The sequence below is a fragment of the Bifidobacterium sp. LH_730 genome, from assembly GCF_056355835.1.
The window spans coordinates 26,605-44,133 of sequence record NZ_JBKETB010000009.1 but is presented as its reverse complement, the minus strand read 5'-3'; the positions used below and the strand labels follow the sequence as shown (position 1 = coordinate 44,133).

The following is a 17,529-nucleotide window of genomic DNA, read 5'->3' as shown; positions in this document are numbered from 1 at the left end:
CCTTACTTGTTGTCCTTGTCGTCATCGTCCACGACCTCGGCGTCCACCACGTCGTCATCGTCGCCATTGGAGGCGGCACCCGACGCATTGGAAGCGCCCGCACCAGCGGCACCGGCAGCGCCGGCCGCATCCGCGGCGCCCTGCTGGGCGTAGAGAGCCTGGCCGATCTTCTGCGCGGAGGTCATCAGCTCGGTCTGGGCGGTCTTGACCTTCTCGATGTCGTCGCCCTTGAGGGCTTCCTTCAGCGCGTTCACCTTCTCGGTGACCTCGGTGGCCACCTCGTCGGAGAGCTTGTCCTTGTTGTCGTTGACAAGCTTCTCGGTCTGATAGGCGAAGGACTCGGCCTGGTTGCGGGTCTCGGCGTCCTCGCGGCGCTTCTTGTCGTCCGCCTCGTGGGCCTCGGCCTCCTTGACCATGCGGTCGATCTCGTCCTTCGGCAGGCCGGAGCCGCCGGTGATGGTCATCGACTGCTCCTTGCCGGTGCCCTTGTCCTTGGCGGAGACGTGCACGATGCCGTTGGCGTCGATGTCGAAGGTGACCTCGATCTGCGGCACGCCACGCGGGGCCGGCGCGATGCCGGTCAGCTCGAAGGTGCCCAGCGGCTTGTTGTCGCGCGCGAACTCACGCTCGCCCTGGTAGACCTGGATCAGCACGGAGGGCTGGTTGTCCTCGGCGGTGGAGAACACCTCGGAGCGCTTGGTCGGGATGGCGGTGTTGCGGTCGATGAGCTTGGTCATGATGCCGCCCTTGGTCTCGATGCCGAGCGACAGCGGGGTGACGTCGATGAGCAGGACATCCTTGCGGTCGCCCTTGATGACGCCGGACTGCACGGCGGCGCCCACGGCCACGACCTCGTCCGGGTTCACGGACTGGTTCGGTTCCTTGCCGCCGGTGAGCTCCTTGACGAGCTCCTTGACAGCGGGCATACGGGTGGAGCCGCCGACCAGCACCACGTGGTCGATCTCGGACACGGAGATGTTGGCGTCGGCCAGCACGTTGTTGAACGGCGTGCGGCAACGGCCCAGCAGATCGGAGGTCATCTCCTCGAACTTCGCGCGGGTCAGTGTCTCGTCGAGATGCACCGGGGTGCCGTCGGGGGTCATGGCCAGATACTGCATCGAGATGGAGGTGCTCATGGAGGAGCTCAGCTCCTTCTTGGCCTGCTCGGCGGCTTCCTTCAGACGCTGCAGAGCGATCTTATCCTTCGCCAGATCGACGCCGTACTTGTTCTTGACCTCGCCGACCAGCCAGTCGATGACCTTCTGATCCCAGTCGTCGCCGCCCAGGTGGTTGTCGCCGTTGGTGGCCTGCACCTGGATGGTGGAGAAGCCGTCGTCGTCCTTGCCGATCTCCAGCAGGGACACGTCGAAGGTGCCGCCGCCGAGGTCGAAGACCAGGATGCGCTCGTCTTCCTTGCCCTTCTCCAGGCCGTAGGCGAGGGCCGCGGCGGTGGGCTCGTTGATGATGCGCAGCACGTTGAGGCCGGCGATCTTGCCGGCGTCCTTCGTGGCCTGGCGCTGGGCGTCGTTGAAGTACGCCGGGCAGGTGATGACCGCGTCGGTGACGGGCTCGCCAAGGTAGGCCTCGGCGTCGCGCTTGAGCTTCATCAGGATCTGCGCGGAGATCTCCTGCGGGGTCCACTTCTTGCCGTCGATGTCGACGGTCCAGTCGGTGCCCATATGACGCTTGACGGAGGAGATGGTGCGGTCGACGTTGGTGACGGCCTGACGCTTGGCCACCTCGCCGACGAGGATCTCGCCGGACTTCGAGAACGCGACCACGGACGGGGTGGTGCGCATGCCCTCGGCGTTGACGATGACGGTGGGCTCGCCGCCTTCCAGCGTCGCGATGCAGGAGTTGGTGGTTCCCAGATCGATGCCAACTGCACGTGCCATGTTATGTGCTCCTTCTTTGTCTATGTTCGGTTACGTTGTCCGCCCGAGTTTCTTCAGTGTCCCTCGGACCTTCCAAAACCTGAGCCTACATCACTCAACTTTGCTTCGTCAACTTTTATTCCCGATTTCGCCACAAAAAGTTGAGTTATTTCGACTCAAGTTCTCTCCGACGCCCTCTTTTGATATTTTTGAAAATTTTGATATTTTTGATTTCACCAGCGGACGCACTCGACAAGGAGGGAATATGCCGCGTATCAATCCCTTCAAACCCACGGCGGGCGGCGAACCGCCGTTGCTCATCGGACGCAGCCGCGTCATCCGCAACTTTGAAAAAGGACTCGACAACGGCGTGGGCGCCCCAGGGCGCATCATGATCATCACCGGCGCACGCGGCACGGGGAAAACCGTCATGCTCACCGTGCTCGGAGACAAGGCCCGGGCGCGCAAATGGGGCGTCATCGAGGAAACCGCCTCAGCCGGGCTGTGCGAACGGCTTGTGAGCGAATTGCGCGCACCGCAACGAATGCTGGACCGATTCACACTCAAACCCGAGCTGAACATCGCAGGCACCGGCGTGAGCCTCGGCGAAGCCGAGCTCTCCCCCAAGCGCATGCCGGAGACCCTGCGTAATGCTATGGCCGATCGACTCACCGCGCTGGCGAAGCACGATGCCGGTCTGCTCATCTCCATCGACGAAACCCAGGCCGCTGACCGTTCCGATCTCATCGCCATCGCCACCGCCGTGCAGCACCAGATCCGCGAGCGCCGCAACCTCGCCATTGTGTTCGCAGGACTCCCCCAGATGCTGTCCGACCTGTTCGACGATGAGGTCATCACCTTCCTGCGCCGCGCCCAGACCAACACGCTGGGGGACGTGCCCATCGCCGATGTGCGCAACGCTTTCGCCAAGACTTTCCGGGATTCCGGCATGGCCATCAGCGAAACGCAACTTGGACGCGCGGCCGAGGCGACCTATGGCTACCCCTACATGATCCAGCTGGTCGGCTATTACATCTGGGATGCCGCCGACATGCGCGATTCCTCGACCATCAGCGACGCGGATGTCGAGGACGGCCTCGCCGAAGCGCGCCACGATCTGGAGAACGCGGTCTGCGCACCGGAACTGCACTCGTTGTCGCGCAACGACAAGGCGTATCTCAAAGCCATGGCGCAATCGGACGGTCCGGTCGCCACTGCCGAAGTCGCGCAACGCATGGAACAGGAGGAGTCATACGCGGCCGTATACCGCAAGCGCCTGCTGGACGCCTACATCATCCGCCAAACGAAACGCGGCGAGGTCGATTTCGCCGTGCCGTTCCTACGCGAATACCTGCGCTCGCACTGACGTCATCCTCCCCGCCATCCGAACAGATAGGCGCCGGGAACGGGAGGGATGACGACAAGTGGATAAGATATGCGTGGCATAAACGTCAAAACACCCAAACAGTGCCATAAGTGTCATATGGAAAAACGAGAAGGAGCCACCATGACGCAACCATTCACCCCGCCCGAAGTCACGATCGACACGACCGCCGACGACGATGTGCTGCTGGTCATCCACGCCGGCGCCGGCAGCCGCGGCAAGCGCAGCACGCCGGAACGCATCGCGCAGGTCGAGGCCGACCTCAACCGCGCCCTCGACGCCGGCTACGCGCTGCTCAAGGCCGGCGCCCCCGCCGCCGACGCGGTGTGCGCGGCCATCCATGTGATGGAGGACGCCCCCGAATTCAACGCCGGCCGCGGAGCCGCCCTGACCAGCGCAGGCACCGCCTCGACCGACTCCTGCCTGATGACCGGCGACGGCGAAGTCGGCGCCGCCGCGGGCCTGACCACCGTGAAGAACCCGATCGACGCGGCGCGCGCCATCAAGGAGCGCACCAAGCACGTCCTCTTCGCCGATCCCGACGGCTCGTTGCTCGAGGACTGGGGTCTGGAGACCGTCGACAATTCGTATTTCGTCACCCCCGATCGGCAGCGGTCGCTGGCCGACGCGCAGGCCAACGGCGACGAGTGGGAGAAGCACGGCACCATCGGCGCCGTCGCCCGCGACGCACAGGGCCATATCGCGGCCGGCACCTCCACCGGCGGCATCACCAACCAGATGGTCGGACGCGTCGGAGACTCCCCGCTGCCCGGCTGCGGCACCTACGCGAACGACGAGACAGTGGCCGTCTCCTGCACCGGCATCGGCGAGGCCTTCATCCGCGAGGTCGCCGCCCACGAGGTCTCCGAACTCGTGCGCCTTGGTGGCCGCACGACCGAGCGGGCCGCCACGGAGGCGTTGGACGGCGTCGCCCGCCATCGCGGCGACGGCGGCATGATCGTCGTGCCGGCGCACGGCCACGGCGTCATCGCCTACAACAGCGAGATGATGAACTACGGCTATATCTCGGACTCGGGCCGCCACGCGCAGGGCTGAGCCGCGACCCCGCATACGCATACATACGCAGACATATGAAAAGGCCTGCGGTCTCACCGGATCGGATTCCGGAGGAACCGCAGGCCTTCCTTATGAAGCCGCGTCAGCGCATCACTTCGTGATGGTGTAATACGTGGGCATATTCGTGTAGTCGAAATCGACGTTCTTCACGTTCTTCGCCGAAACCGCCGCGACGTTGCTGCACCACAGCGGAATCGACGGCATGTCCTTGAACAGCTGCTCCTGGGCCTTCTGGAAGCCGGCGGTGCGCTTGGCCTCGTCGGTCTGGGAGAGGGCGTCGGCCAGCAGCGCGTCGAATTCGGAGCTCTTGTAGTCGCCGTCGTTCGAACCGTGGCCATCGGCCGCGCTCGAGGCATACAACGGCGTCAGATAGTCCTCGGCCGAGGGATAGTCGAGCATCCAGCCGTTGCGGAAGGAAGTCTCGATGGTGCGGTCGGTGATGCGGTCGCGCACATCGGCGAAGGTCGGATACGGATCGCCCGCCGCATCGATGCCCAACGTGTTCTTGATCTGGTTGCACACCGCGTCGACCCACTCCTTGTGGCTGCCGTCGGCGTTGTAGGCGATCTTGAAGGAACCGGACCACGGCGAGATCTTATCCGCCTTCGCCCACAGCTCCTTGGCCTTCGCCGCATTGTGCTCGAGCACCTCCGAGCCGGGCAGGCCCTTGGCGTATTCGGAGACGACCGGCGAAGTGAAGTCGGTGGAGGGCGTCACGGTGCCGGAGTAGACCTTGTCGGCGATCTGCTTGCGGTTGATGGCCATGGAGATGGCCTGGCGGCGCAGACGGCCTTCGTCGTCATTGCCGAAGTGCGCGAGGCGCTCGGGGATGATGACGTTCTGATAGGTCGAGCCGGTCTTGGTGTAGGCCGTCACGCTCGGCTCGTTGCGGAAGGTCTTGCGCACGGAGGCAGGCACCTCGTCGAGCAGATCGAGGTTTCCGGAGACGACGTCACGGTAGGCGGAGTCATCCTGCGTGTAGACGCGGTATTCGATGCCGCCGTTGCGCACCTTGCGCGAACCCTTGTAGTCGGGGTTCTTCACCACGGTGATGGACTGGTTGTGCTTCCATTCCTTGAACTTATAGGGGCCGTTGCCGACGGGCGCCTGCCCGAAGGCCTTCATGTCCTTGAATGCCGCGGAGGGCAGGGGGAAGAACGACTGGTGCGCGACCTGCACGGGGAACACGGAGTCGGGCTGGTTGAGGGTGACCACGAAGGTGTGGTCGTCCTTGACCTCCAGACCGCTCAGCTGCGCGTCGTCGGCGACATTCGGGTCCTGCAGCTCGTCATAGCCCTTGATGACGGACATGCGGCTGCCCTGCTTCTGCGCGTGCTTCACGTTCGCCGCGTAGCTCCACGCCTTGGTGAAGGATTCGGCCGTGACAGGCTCGCCGTTGGTGAACTTCCAGCCGTCCTTGAGCTTGACGGTGAACTGGGTGGCGTCGGCGTTCGGCGTGATGGATTCGGCAACCTCGTAGTGCTGCTTGCCGTCCGCGTCGTAGCTCACAAGACCTTCGAAAATGAAGCGGATCACACGCCCGCCGCCCATTTCGTTGGTGTCGGCCGGCACGAGGCCGCTTTGCGGCTCGTTGTTGTTCACGGTGATGATCTGATCGGCCGGGTCGGTCTGCTGCGCGCTGTCATTATTGCTGCCGCCGCACGCCGCCAGCGACATGGCCATCGCTCCGGCCAGGCAGGCCGCAAGCGCCTTGCCCGCCATGGAACGTCCCATATGCATGGCTTTCTCCTCTGCTCATGTGATGACGCGGGGTCTCGGACTCGCCGAAACCGCCTTGACGCGCCCCACACCCCGCAGATATACGAAGGGCAGAATATCCGCCCCATGTCACATTCCGCCGCGCAATCTCACTCTGCAAACGTTTCGCCGGGCCGGCGCTCAGCAATTCCAGTGGACGATGACGTTGTCGCCCTTGTATCGGCCGAGGACGGAGTAGTGGGCGGTGTCGAGGCGCAGCAGACGCGCGAAATGCGGGTCGAGGCCCAGCCATTGCGAGGTCAGGATGCGCAGCACATGCGCATGGGCGACGAGCAGCACGTTCTGCCCGGCATCGAGCAGCGGGCGCACCTCCCCGATCGCGCGGCGCGTGCGGGCGGCGACATCCTCGACGCTTTCGCCGGGACCGGCGTGCACATCCACCTGATCGCCGGAGGGCAGCGTCTCGACCCAGTCGCCCTCCAACGAGGGCGTCAGCGCGGCCGGCCCGTCGCGCCACACATCCCATGCGAAGCCGCTGGCCTCGCTCACCTGCCGGCGCGTGCGCCCCTCGGCGCGGCCATAGTCCCACTCGGCGATCTCATCGAGCGTGCCATGCGCGCCATATCCGGCGAGCGCGGCGGTCTGCTGGGCGCGCTTCAACGGACTGACGAAGATATGCGCGGGATCGAAGCCGTCCGGGAACGCGGCGCGCAGGCGTTCACCCGCGGCCTTCGCCTGCCGCTCGCCCTCCTCGGTCAGCGGAATGTTCGTGCGCCCGGTGTGCTGCCCGGACTCGCTCCATGCGGTCTGGCCGTGGCGCAGCAGCACCAGGCGGCCGGCGGCCTCTTCGCCGCCCGTCATCGTATGTTCCATAGTGCATACTGTAGTACCACTACACTGGGTGGCATGACCGACAGCGACACTCACGGATACGACGGGGCATCGTCGGCGGACCGAACCGTCGCGATGTTCCGCCGCATCGACGGAAAGGTGGACGCCATGCGCGAACGGCGGCTCAACGACCCGGATTCGCTCGGGGACAAAATACTCAAGGCGGCATTGCCCGCGCTGACCGGACTGGTCGTCGGCAAGATCTTCTCCGGCGCATGGAACCGCGGCGCGGCCCGGCGCAACATCCGGCTTGGCCGCGAAGCCGACGCCGACCAGGGCCTGTTCATGTCCCTGGCCTTCGCCGCCGCCTCGGCCGCCATCGGCGCCGTCGCATCCAAGCTCTCCGACCGCGGCTCGCAGGCCTGGGTCAGCCGCCGTCACCGCCGCCGCTCAGGCACACGCTGATTTCCGCACGGATCACGTGAGCGGCGACCTCGGATCAGGGGCACGCCTCGAATGGCCGCGCCCCGCCGCTCACGCCTCCGGCACCAGCGGCAGCAGATCGCCGTATCCCTCGGCGGCCATGGCCGAACGCGGTACGAAGCGCAGCGCGGCGGAGTTCATGCAATAGCGCAGACCGCCGCGGTCGGCCGGGCCATCCTCGAAGACGTGTCCCAGATGGATCTTCGTGTCGGCTGTGCGCACCTCGATGCGGGGGCGGCCGGGGATGCGGTCGTCCTCGTGCTCGGTGAGCAGCCCCGGCTTGATCGGGCGTGAGAACGCGGGCCAGCCGCAGCCGGAGTCGTATTTGTCGGTGGACAGGAACAGCGGCTCGCCCGAGACGATGTCCACGTAGATGCCGGGTTCGAACTCGTGGTCGTATTCGTTGACGAACGGACGCTCGGTGGCGGCCTGCTGGGTGACGGCGAACTGTTCCAGCGTGAGGTCCCAGATCCGCTCGACATACCGCTGGCGATCGCGCACGCCCGCGATGGCCGCGAGCGGAATATGGCAATATCCGCCGGGGTTATGGATCAGATAGTCCTGATGGTTGTCCTCGGCGGGATAGAAATTGCGCAGCGGCTCGACGAGCACGGCCGGCCGGCGCGGCTCGCGGTCGACGAGCTGTTCGAGGGCGGCGATATAGACGTCGCGCTGGGCTTCGTCGAGGAAGAACATGCCGGTGCGGTATTGCCGCCCCTCGTCATTGCCCTGCCGGTCCACGGAGAACGGGTCGATCACCTCGAGGAACAGCAGCGCCAGCGTGCGCAGCGTCACCTTCTCCGGGTCGAAGACGACGCGCACGGTTTCGGCCGCGTCGGTCACCCCGGAACAGACCTGTTCGTAGGTCGGGGACGGGGTTCTGGACTGCGCGTATCCGACCGTCGTGTCGGTCACGCCGTCGACGTTCTGGAAATACCGTTCCAAGCCCCAGAAGCATCCGCCGGCGAAATATGCGGTGACGGCCGCGTCGTCGACGGAGGTTTCGGAATCCATATGCTGCGTTTCGCTCATGCCTCCAGTATGCCGCACCGGCGGCACGCCACGGACGTGCGGCGCACCGTGCGACTCACCGCACGCCCTCACCGCACAAGGAAGACCATGGCGAGGATCATCGCGAAACCGGCCAGATCGGTGGGCGCGAACACCGCGCCGGTGAGGATGACGGCGGAGATCGTGGCGGTGACGGGCTCGGAGGTGCCGAGCATCGTGGCGCGCATCGCGCCGATCCGGACCACGCCGGTCATGTAGAGCCAGTAGGCGCCGAAGGTGCCGAGCACCACGGTGAACACCATGAACGCGATGCCGGTCGCGTCCAGCTGCGGCGCGGTGGCCCATGGCCGCACGAAGGGGCACAGCAGCAGGCCGGAGATCAGGAACATCCAGCCGTTGACCGGGAAATTGCCCCAGCGGTTCATGGCCTTGACCGGCAGGAAGGACATGGTGGCGGTGGCGATCGCGTTGATGATGCCCCAGGCCAGACCGATCAACGGCAGCTTGAGCGTGGTCAGGTCGCCGCCGGTGGCCAGCAGCACCACGCCGCCGAAGGCCAGCGCCACGCCGACCGATTCGCGCGGGCCGGGCAGCCGCCGCCCCTTGAGGCACACCCAGAACAGCACGAAGAGCAGATTGAGGCTTTGCAGCACGGTGGCGGTGCCGGGATTGGTGAAATGGATCGACTTGAGATAGGCGACCTGCGTGGCCATCACGCAGACGACCGCGCCGATCAGATACACCGGGTAGGCGCGTCGGTCCTTCAGCGCGCCGACGAACATCCGCGGTTTCGTCGCGGCGGCGAGCGCCAGGAACAGCAGCCCGGCGAAGACCTCGCGCACGCAAGCGATCCACAACGGATCGACCCCGTAATTATTCATCAGCAGCTTCGATATCGTGGCGTTGATGCCCCACAGTGTGCCGCCGGCGAGCGTGATGGCCACGCCGACGGCAAGCGAACCGGGGGTGCGTTCGAACGTCGCCTTTTTCACCGCCATCATCCAGCCTTCCGTGCTTCGCCCGCGTTCCAGCCGCAGGCGATTCTACCGCAGCCCGTCCCGTTGGAGTACGTTTCTTCGCAGTCCCACGAAGGGTATGCGTAAAAACGTACGTTTGGCGCGGCTATCTGTACGTTTCTGCGCAGCCATTCCGTCGGCCTGCGAAAAAACGTACTCTCAGCAACTCCATCCGTACGATTCTGTGCAGCCCACCCGTCAGAGTGCGTAGAAACGTACGCGGATATGCAGAGAAATACGTGCAGAAGGAACGGACGGCGCGGCATGTCACGGCAGTTCAGCCCGAATATGCAAAAGCCGCGCCGCTGCGCAGGGCAGAGGCACGGCCTCAATCGCATGCCGGTCGAGTATCCGGCGTGACGTCGATCAGATGGACGGCACCGTCAGGGTGGGCGATGCGGACGGAGCGGCACCCGGAGCGGAAGCGGCGGCCTCGGCGGCGGCAACCATCTCGGCGGCAGCCGGAGCGGCGCCGGCGTTCGCCTTCTTGAGCTCGTCGCGGATCTCCTGCAGCGTGGCGAGAGTCTGCTCCTCGACGCTCGGACCGGCGGCCTCGGCCTGCGCGGCCTCCTCCTCGGCGACCAGCGCGCTCGACATATCGCGCAGCTTGTTGATCGGCAGGATGATGCAGAAGTAGACGGCCACGCCGATCAACAGGAAGTTGATGATCTCGTTGAGGATCGCGCCGAAGGACACGGTGGCGCCGTTGAAGGTGATGTTGAGCAGGTCGGACATATCCGGCTTGCCGCCGATCATGGCGATCAACGGGTTGATGAGGAATTTGACGATCGCGTTGACGACCGCGGTGACGGCGGAGCCCATGACGACGCCGACCGCCATGTCGATCATCGAACCGCGCGAGATGAATTTCTTGAAACCGCCGAGCGGCCCCTTGTCGGTGAGCGCCGCCAGCTTCTTCGCTGCCGTACCGGCCCCGTCGAGCGCCCCTCGGGCGATGTTCTTGTGGTCAGCCATAAGACTTCTCCTTAGCCCCGCCGCACGGCGCGGCGGCGTATCCTTCAATATTGCCCCTCGCGGGTAAAGTCGGCAAAAACATATCGCCGTTCCTATGCCCGAAAAGAGTACAAAACCATGACCGATTCCAGCGAGCGCAAGGATTCCGAGACCACTGCGGCGCCGCGCCCCCATCCCAATATTCCTCTGATCATCGGCGTCATCGCCGTGGCCATTATCTGCGCGCTAGCGATCGGCTTCGCCGTCAGCTGGGGACTGGCCGTGCTGTTCCTGCTCGTGCTCATTCCCGGCGGCGTCTCGCTGATCATCATCGCGCGTCACCCGGAGCGCACCGGCAACCAACAGATGTTCGGCGTCTCCGATCCCAAGACGTTGCTCGAACCGTTCACCGGCAGGCGCGGTGGCGCGAACTAAAAACGGCGGGTGGCGTTCCGCTGGGCCTTTAACCAGCTGGACGCCACCCGCCTATGTTTGTCTTTGCTGAGTAGCGATCCTTCGCTGCGCTCAGGATGACATAAAAAGGCATTCAGGATGACACGAAGAACGCTCAGTCCACGAACACGTATTCGCTGAGCCTGCGCATCGCCTCCTCGATGCGCGAGCGCGGCGACGCCAGATTCACACGGATCGAATCGGGCCACTGGAACATGGTGCCGTCCTGCCAGGCCACGCCCACATCCCAGCCGCGTTTCTCAAGCTCGGCCAGCGTCACGCCGTGCTTCCGGCACCATTCGGCGCAATCGAGGAACAGCATGTAGGTGCCCTCGGGCTTGGCCACGCGGACGCCCTCGAAATGGCTGGTGATGTAGTCATAGGCGTAATCGACGTTGCCGGTCAGCGTCTCCAGCAGCTCGCCGAGCCATTCCTGGCCCTCGGGCCGGTAGGCGCCCATCAGCGCGTGCATCGACAGCACGTTCATGTCGTTGTAATGCGCCTTCGAGCCCTTGGCGACGATGCGGTCGCGCAGATACTTGTTGTAGATGATGTGGTAGCTGCCGACGAGGCCGGCGAGGTTGAAGGTCTTGCTCGGCGCATAGAACGCGGCCGTGCGGTTGCGCGCGTCCTCGCTCACCGACTGCGTGGGGATGTGCTTGTGGCCGGAGAGGATGATGTCGGACCAGATCTCGTCGGAGATGACCAGGAAGTCGTTGGCGCGGTAGATCTCCATCGCCTGCTCGATCTCCCAGCGCTCCCACACGCGCCCGCAGGGGTTGTGGGGGCTGCAGAACACGGCGACGTGGATGTTGTGCTCCTTGATTCGCCGGTCCATATCCTCGAAATCCATGCGCCACACGCCCTGCTCGTCGCGCTTGAGCGGGCTGTGCACGATGTGGTAGCCGTTGTTTTCGATCGAATTCGTGAAGCCGATGTAGGTCGGGCTGTGCAGCAGCACCGCGTCGCCGGGCGCGGCGAAGGCGGTGAGCGCGGCGATCACGCCGCCGAGCACGCCGTTCTCGTATCCGATATGCTCGCGGCTCAGGCCGGTGACGCCATTGCGCTGCTCATGCCAGCGGATGATCGCATCGTAATACTCGTCGGGCGCTTCGAAATAGCCGTAGGCCGGGTGCTTCGCGCGTTCGATGATCGCCTCGGACACGGTCGGCACGGTCGGGAAATTCATATCGGCGATCCACATCGGGATCACGTCGAAGCCCTCGCGCGGCCCGGCGGGCGCGGTGGCGAGGACGCCGGGGCCGTCCACGGCGATGGCGTCCCGTCCATGCCGGTCCATGATGGAGGTGAAATCGTAGGTCATCGTCGCGTTCTTCCTTTCCGCACCTATGTTTTTCGTATATCGCCGATGAGACCGTTCCTTTATACCCGGCCGACGCATGGCGACGCGCCGTTATCCGTCGGGGATGGTGGAATGGCGGCATATACCGATCCGCGAGGGAGCAGAGGAGCATGATGACGCAAGCCACGGCACGCACGGCGCCGCCGAATTACAACCGCACGATGATCGCCTGTTTCAACGGATACATCACACAGGCGGTGATCAATAATTTCATGCCGCTGCTTTTCGTCACCTTCGCGGCGACGCTGGGCATCGATATGGCGCGGCTGAGCGCGCTGGTCACCGTGAATTTCGCCACCCAGCTGGTGGTGGATGTGCTGGCCGGGCGATATGTGGACCGGATCGGATACAAGCGCTGCATCATCGCCGCGCATGTGGCGGCCGCGGCCGGCCTGCTCACGCTCGGCCTGCTGCCGGGGCGCGTGGCGGATCCGTATTGGGCGATCCTCGCGGCCATCATGCTCTATGCGGTCGGCGGCGGTCTGATCGAGGTGATGATCTCACCGATCGTCGAGGCGTGCCCGAGCGAGCACAAGGCGAAGGCGATGAGCCTGTTGCATTCGTTCTACTGCTGGGGTCAGCTCGGAACCGTCATCATCTCGACGCTGTTCATGTGGGTGTTCGGGGTCGGTTCTTGGCCGGTGCTGGCCTGCCTGTGGGCGCTGGTGCCGCTGGCCGGCATCGCGATGTTCGCGGGCGCGCCGATGCCCCGCATCGTGCCGGATGGCGTGGCGACGATGCGCTTCAAGGATCTGGCACGCAAGCCGATGTTCTATGTGTTCTTCCTGATGATGCTGTGCGCGGGCGCTTCGGAGCAGGGCATGAGCCAGTGGGCAAGCGCCTTCGCCGAATCGGGCCTGGGCGTGACCAAGGTGGTGGGCGATCTGGCCGGTCCGGCGGCTTTCGCGCTGATGATGGGCCTGTCGCGCACGATCTATGGCACGCTGGGGCACCGGCTCAATCTGACGGCGTTCATCGCCGGTAGCTCGGTGCTGTGCGTGGCGATGTATCTGGTGGCGGCTCTGAGCGCCTCGCCGGTGCTGGCGCTGGCGGCCTGCGCGCTGACGGGCTTCTCTGTGGGCATCATGTGGCCGGGCACGTTCTCCCTGGCCGCGGAGGCGATGCCGGGCGGCGGCACGTTGATGTTCGCGCTCTTCGCCGTGGCCGGCGATCTGGGTTGCGCCGGCGGGCCTGCGCTGGTTGGCTTGGTGGCCTCCGCCAATGGCGACAATCTCAAGGATGGCCTGCTGTTCGGCACGCTTTTCGCGGCCGTGCTGCTGGTCTGCGTGTTCATCGCACGCCAGGTGCGTCACAAACGCGGGTGAACCACCAACAGTTGGCGGATTGAAGCAACAGTTGGCGGGTTGAGCGGCGTATGCATCTCGAAATTCCTGTGATTTCGTGGCGTATACGTCACAGCATCCGCCAACTGTTGGCCCAATCCGCCAACTGTTGCCTCCACTTAGGCACGGGATAAGGTCATCCCCGTTTCCCCTGCCATCTGAGGGCGTGTTCCTGCCAGCCTGAGAGTGTTCCTGTCATCCTGAGCGAGCGAAGCGAGTCGAAGGATCTCGATGGACAGCAGGCTGAGATCCTTCGACTCCGGGCTATGGCCCTCCGCTCAGGATGACAAAACCGCACCCGCTCGGGATGACAATGGCGGATTACAATGTGCCGACGGAAGGGTCGGCGTAGAAAGCGAGAATCTGCTCGAGATAGGGGCCGTAGACCGCGTTGGGCATGGAGAAAACCTCATGCTGGGACTCGTCGATGCGCACGAGGCGCGCGTCGCATCCGCCGTCCTGCACGCGGCGGATGAACTCATTCTGCGGGCGGTTGCGCACCCACACGTCATGGCCGGCCTGGAACAGCAGAATCGGGGTCTCGACCTCGGCGCAGGCCTTGCGGTCAAGCACGGCACGATTGAGCCGCATCGCCTGACGCACCCAGTCGAAGGTGGCGCAATAGGTCTGGTAGCCGGTCTCGCCGCAGCGCAACTGGTGATACCACCGTTCGCGCGCCTCACTGGACAGCTCGTATTGGCTCAGATCCAGTTCGCCGGTGAACGGCTTCTGCCCGAAGACGCGGCGGCGCCCCAGGCCAAGCGCGCACATGAGGTTCACCAGCACGCGTGTCAGCCACATCGGCATGCCGGTGCGCGGCGCGATCATCGGCGCGGAAAGCACGGCCTTGTCGAATAGCGTCGGATATCGCTCGAGCACAGCCGCGCCGATGCCGCCACCCATCGAGTGGCAGAACAGATTGAGCGGCTGGTCGCCGGCATAGTTCTGGCCCACGGTCTGCGCGAACGTCGCGAGGTCAATCGCGTAGCGCCGCCAATCATCGATCCACACGAGGCTCGAATCATCGACGTCGCGCGCGGAATGGCCATGCCCGCGGTGTTCGAGCACGCACACCGAATATCCGGCCATGAGGAAATAGAACACGAGTTCGTTGTATTTCTCCGCGAATTCGGTGAAGCCGTGGCTGATGACGATGGCCCCGTGGAAGCCGCCGGTGGTGCCCTCCTCCCGATGTTCGTCGAAGCGGGTGGCGTCGTAGCACAGGTAATGCAACCGACCGGGGTTCGGCAGCGCAGGCACCCCATCGATGGAGGCCGCTTCCATCCACCCCTCCTCGCGACAGGCGGCGAGCGCCGGGAGGACGCGGGCATTCATTTCCTCGGCGTATCGGGATTCGTCAAGAAGGTTCATAAGGGACACACTACATCCAACAAAGATCGCTTATTGGGCGTGGCGGAATCAAGCCATGCCCAATAAGCGATCCCTGGGGGATGCGGCGCGTTCAGATCCGATTATCAGGCAATCGCCGAATGGCGGAGCCTATGGTCGGCCGCAGAGCAATCCGATGCCGCCATGCCGGGAACGGACCTCATGACCGTCTCTCCCTGACGACATGTCACAGGTTCTCTTGCAAAAAATCGCGCTGCAGCAGCAACAGGTTCTCGGCCACCCGCTCGTCGTTGGTCATATGCGTGATGCCGACCAGCGGCAGGAAGGTGTGCGGACGGCCCGCGGCCATCAGCGCCTGCGACAGGCGCAGGGAGTGGGCGATGGTCACGTTGTCGTCGGCGAAACCGTGGATGATCATCAGCGGGCGGCGCAGCTTGGGCGCGTCGGCGACGATCGAGTCGTGCTCGTAGACGGCCGGATCGAGGCCGAGATACCGCTCGGTGTAATGCGTGTCATAAAGCGTCCAGTCGGTCGGCGGCGCGCCGGCGCAGGCGGCCTTGAACACATCGGGCGCGTCGAGCACGGCGAGCGCGGAGAGGAAGCCGCCATAGGACCAGCCAATCATCGACACACGGTCGAGGTCGGGCAGCGGCGCGCGCCGATCCTCCCCCGGCACAGGGTCCGCCGGGTCGGGGAAGGCCCCTGCGACCGGTCCATGCTCCGGACGGCCCGCGAACAGCCGCCACCAGTCGGCGCCGCCATCGCGCCCGGCCAGTGCGCGCACGCCTTCGACCGCCTCGATCTGATCGGCGAGGGTGACGTCCTTCATGTTCTCGAAGATCTCGCGGTCCCATGCCGGCCCGCGGCCGGTGGTGCCGCGGCCGTCGGCCGTCACGACGATGAAGCCCTGGTCGGCCCACCACTGCGAGTCCCAGTGCCGCGCCGCGTTGAAGACGACCTCCTGATGCCCGGGGCCGCCATAGGGCTTCATCAGCACGGGCAGCTTGTCGGCGTGCACATATGGGCTGGAAGCGCTCGGCACAGTGATGGCGGCGAGCAACCCATGCTCGCCGGGCAGCGTCACGAAACGCGTCGTCAGCGCGAAGCCGGGGGTCGCGGAATGGTCGGCGATCACGCCATGCCACTGCTTGCTGGGGTCACCGTATTCGTCCACGGCGAAGGTCACGTCGTGGATCATCACGCCGTTCGGATTGGTCATCGAATGACCGCTCATCACCACGCCCTTGCCGGCGCGCGAGGCGGTCCACACGCCCACCTTGTAGGTGACGGGCATCATGCCGCCGTCATAGTCGAAGCGCACCACGGCGAAGCAACGCGCGTCATAGAGCCGGCCCATCGAACGCCACGCGGGATGCACGCCGATTTCATCGCGCGCCGGGTCGCGCTGGATCACGCACATCACGTCCGTGTCGCTCACATCGAGCACCTGCCGCACATTCCATCCCGCCGGAGTGAACGGCTTGCCGTCGACGGTCAGACGGTTGGTGTCGGCCTCCATGTCGTTGAGCGCGCACACCAGGCGCCCGCCGGGGGCGAAGGCCGGGGTTCCGTCGATGATGTCGATCCACTGGTCGTTGGCATGCTCCTCGAGCACGCGGGTGGAGCCGTCGACCGGGTTGACGACGAGCACTTGGTCGCGGGTCTGGCGGCGGTTCTGCACCAGCAGCAGCGGGTCGTGCCCGTTGGCCCAGGAGACGCGGGCCACATATTCATAGGCCTCGCGGTCCCATTCGATCGCCCGTTCGCGGGCCTCGCCAGCGGCGTCGAGATCAAGCAAGCCCAGCGTCACCTTCGCGTTGTTGGTCAGGGCGCGGGCATACCGGCGCGCGCCGATCGACGCGGTGGCATGCGGATCGTCGGGCGCATAGGGATAGGAGAAGGGCTGCGAGGGGTCGGCGATGGTCCACAACGGCTCGTCGCAGGAGTCGAAGCGTTCGACGATGGCGTGGCGCGAATCCGGCGCCCACCAGAAGCCGTCGTATCGGTCCATCTCCTCGCCGGCCACGAACTCTGCCAGACCGATGCGCTGCGTGCGTTCGTCGCCCACGCCGGCGACCTCGCGCACCGCGCCGTCCGCGGCGTCGGCCGCGATCAGCCGGGTGCCGGTGGTGTAGAGCACGCGCTGCCCATCGGGGCTGACGCGCGGGTTGAGCACGGGGGCGCAGTCGCCGGTCAGGCGGCCCGCGGCGATTTCACGCACCGTATGCTCCGGCTCGCCGGTTCCCTCCCCCAGCTCGACCATGAACAGACGCCCACCCAAGGTGAAGACGATCCGACGACCGTCGGCGCTGACGGAATACGACACGATGCCGGCGCCGCCCTCTCGGGCGCGTTCGCGGCGGGCCCGCTCCTCGGCGGGCACATCCTCCTCGCCGCCGCCGAGCAGCGCGGCGGGGTCGGCGAGCAGGGTCTCATGGTGCGCGCCATCGGCCGAGAACCAGCTCAGCCACAGCGCGTTGGCCAGTTCCTCCGGCCCTTCGGAACGCAGGAACAGCGCGCGTGTTCCGTCCCCGAGGGCACGCGCCGAGCGCGGTGCGCCGCAGGTGAATCGCAGGGTGCGCGCCTTGGCGCGCGGATATTCGTCGATGGCCGAGACGGCCGATTGGGAGGCTTCCTTCATATCGCCATATGCTACGCGAGCCCCGCGCCA

At 65.2% G+C, this 17,529-nt stretch carries 13 protein-coding genes and 1 pseudogene; 5 read left to right on the top strand and 9 right to left on the bottom strand.

Annotation, left to right across the window (positions count from 1 at the left end; genetic code table 11):
- Window positions 1-2: 2 nt before the first annotated feature.
- Entirely contained in the window at window positions 3-1,895 is a 1,893-nt protein-coding gene (dnaK, locus tag AC1AUD_RS10265; RefSeq protein ID WP_476574267.1) for a molecular chaperone DnaK, read from the bottom strand.
- A 244-nt stretch (window positions 1,896-2,139) separates the two neighbouring features.
- On the opposite strand from dnaK, the gene AC1AUD_RS10260 reads away from it, so the two are divergent.
- Both AC1AUD_RS10260 and AC1AUD_RS10255 read left to right on the top strand, forming a co-directional pair.
- Entirely contained in the window at window positions 2,140-3,240 is a 1,101-nt protein-coding gene (locus tag AC1AUD_RS10260) for an ATP-binding protein (RefSeq protein ID WP_476574266.1), read from the top strand.
- A gap of 141 nt (window positions 3,241-3,381) precedes the next feature.
- Window positions 3,382-4,314 carry an isoaspartyl peptidase/L-asparaginase family protein gene (locus tag AC1AUD_RS10255; RefSeq protein ID WP_476574265.1) on the top strand — a complete coding sequence of 311 codons (933 nt, stop codon included), beginning with the start codon at window positions 3,382-3,384 and terminating at the stop codon, window positions 4,312-4,314.
- A gap of 111 nt (window positions 4,315-4,425) precedes the next feature.
- On the opposite strand, the gene AC1AUD_RS10250 is transcribed toward AC1AUD_RS10255, so the two are convergent.
- Both AC1AUD_RS10250 and AC1AUD_RS10245 read right to left on the bottom strand, forming a co-directional pair.
- Window positions 4,426-6,057, bottom strand: coding sequence for a peptide ABC transporter substrate-binding protein (locus AC1AUD_RS10250; RefSeq protein ID WP_476574346.1), 1,632 nt, complete (start codon window positions 6,055-6,057; stop codon window positions 4,426-4,428).
- 177 nt (window positions 6,058-6,234) lie between these two features.
- Window positions 6,235-6,927, bottom strand: a complete 693-nt coding sequence (locus AC1AUD_RS10245; RefSeq protein ID WP_476574264.1) for a histidine phosphatase family protein — start codon at window positions 6,925-6,927, stop codon at window positions 6,235-6,237.
- A gap of 33 nt (window positions 6,928-6,960) precedes the next feature.
- Here AC1AUD_RS10245 and AC1AUD_RS10240 point away from each other — a divergent pair, with 33 nt between their 5' ends.
- On the top strand, window positions 6,961-7,350 hold the full coding sequence (locus AC1AUD_RS10240; RefSeq protein ID WP_476574263.1) for a DUF4235 domain-containing protein: 390 nt from the start codon (window positions 6,961-6,963) through the stop codon (window positions 7,348-7,350).
- Window positions 7,351-7,419: 69 nt separating this feature from the next.
- On the opposite strand, the gene msrA is transcribed toward AC1AUD_RS10240, so the two are convergent.
- The 3 genes and pseudogenes from msrA to mscL form a co-directional block, all read right to left on the bottom strand.
- Window positions 7,420-8,400, bottom strand: a complete 981-nt coding sequence (gene msrA / locus AC1AUD_RS10235) for a peptide-methionine (S)-S-oxide reductase MsrA (RefSeq protein WP_476574262.1) — start codon at window positions 8,398-8,400, stop codon at window positions 7,420-7,422.
- Window positions 8,401-8,468: 68 nt separating this feature from the next.
- On the bottom strand, window positions 8,469-9,380 hold the full coding sequence (locus tag AC1AUD_RS10230; protein ID WP_476574261.1) for a DMT family transporter: 912 nt from the start codon (window positions 9,378-9,380) through the stop codon (window positions 8,469-8,471).
- A gap of 483 nt (window positions 9,381-9,863) precedes the next feature.
- Window positions 9,864-10,370 (bottom strand): annotated as a pseudogene (gene mscL, locus AC1AUD_RS10225) (large conductance mechanosensitive channel protein MscL); the annotation flags it as partial.
- A 117-nt stretch (window positions 10,371-10,487) separates the two neighbouring features.
- Between mscL and AC1AUD_RS10220 the strand changes: the two are divergent.
- Window positions 10,488-10,784 carry a hypothetical protein gene (locus AC1AUD_RS10220; RefSeq protein ID WP_476574260.1) on the top strand — a complete coding sequence of 99 codons (297 nt, stop codon included), beginning with the start codon at window positions 10,488-10,490 and terminating at the stop codon, window positions 10,782-10,784.
- A gap of 133 nt (window positions 10,785-10,917) precedes the next feature.
- On the opposite strand, the gene AC1AUD_RS10215 is transcribed toward AC1AUD_RS10220, so the two are convergent.
- Window positions 10,918-12,126 carry a MalY/PatB family protein gene (locus tag AC1AUD_RS10215; RefSeq protein ID WP_476574259.1) on the bottom strand — a complete coding sequence of 403 codons (1,209 nt, stop codon included), beginning with the start codon at window positions 12,124-12,126 and terminating at the stop codon, window positions 10,918-10,920.
- Between the two features lie 149 nt (window positions 12,127-12,275).
- On the opposite strand from AC1AUD_RS10215, the gene AC1AUD_RS10210 reads away from it, so the two are divergent.
- Window positions 12,276-13,490 carry an MFS transporter gene (locus AC1AUD_RS10210; protein ID WP_476574258.1) on the top strand — a complete coding sequence of 405 codons (1,215 nt, stop codon included), beginning with the start codon at window positions 12,276-12,278 and terminating at the stop codon, window positions 13,488-13,490.
- A 339-nt stretch (window positions 13,491-13,829) separates the two neighbouring features.
- Here AC1AUD_RS10210 and AC1AUD_RS10205 read toward each other — a convergent pair whose 3' ends face one another.
- Window positions 13,830-14,879 (bottom strand): alpha/beta fold hydrolase, encoded by a 1,050-nt coding sequence (locus tag AC1AUD_RS10205; protein WP_476574257.1) that lies wholly within the window; start codon window positions 14,877-14,879, stop codon window positions 13,830-13,832.
- 205 nt (window positions 14,880-15,084) lie between these two features.
- On the bottom strand, window positions 15,085-17,499 hold the full coding sequence (locus tag AC1AUD_RS10200; RefSeq protein ID WP_476574256.1) for a prolyl oligopeptidase family serine peptidase: 2,415 nt from the start codon (window positions 17,497-17,499) through the stop codon (window positions 15,085-15,087).
- Window positions 17,500-17,529: the final 30 nt, after the last annotated feature.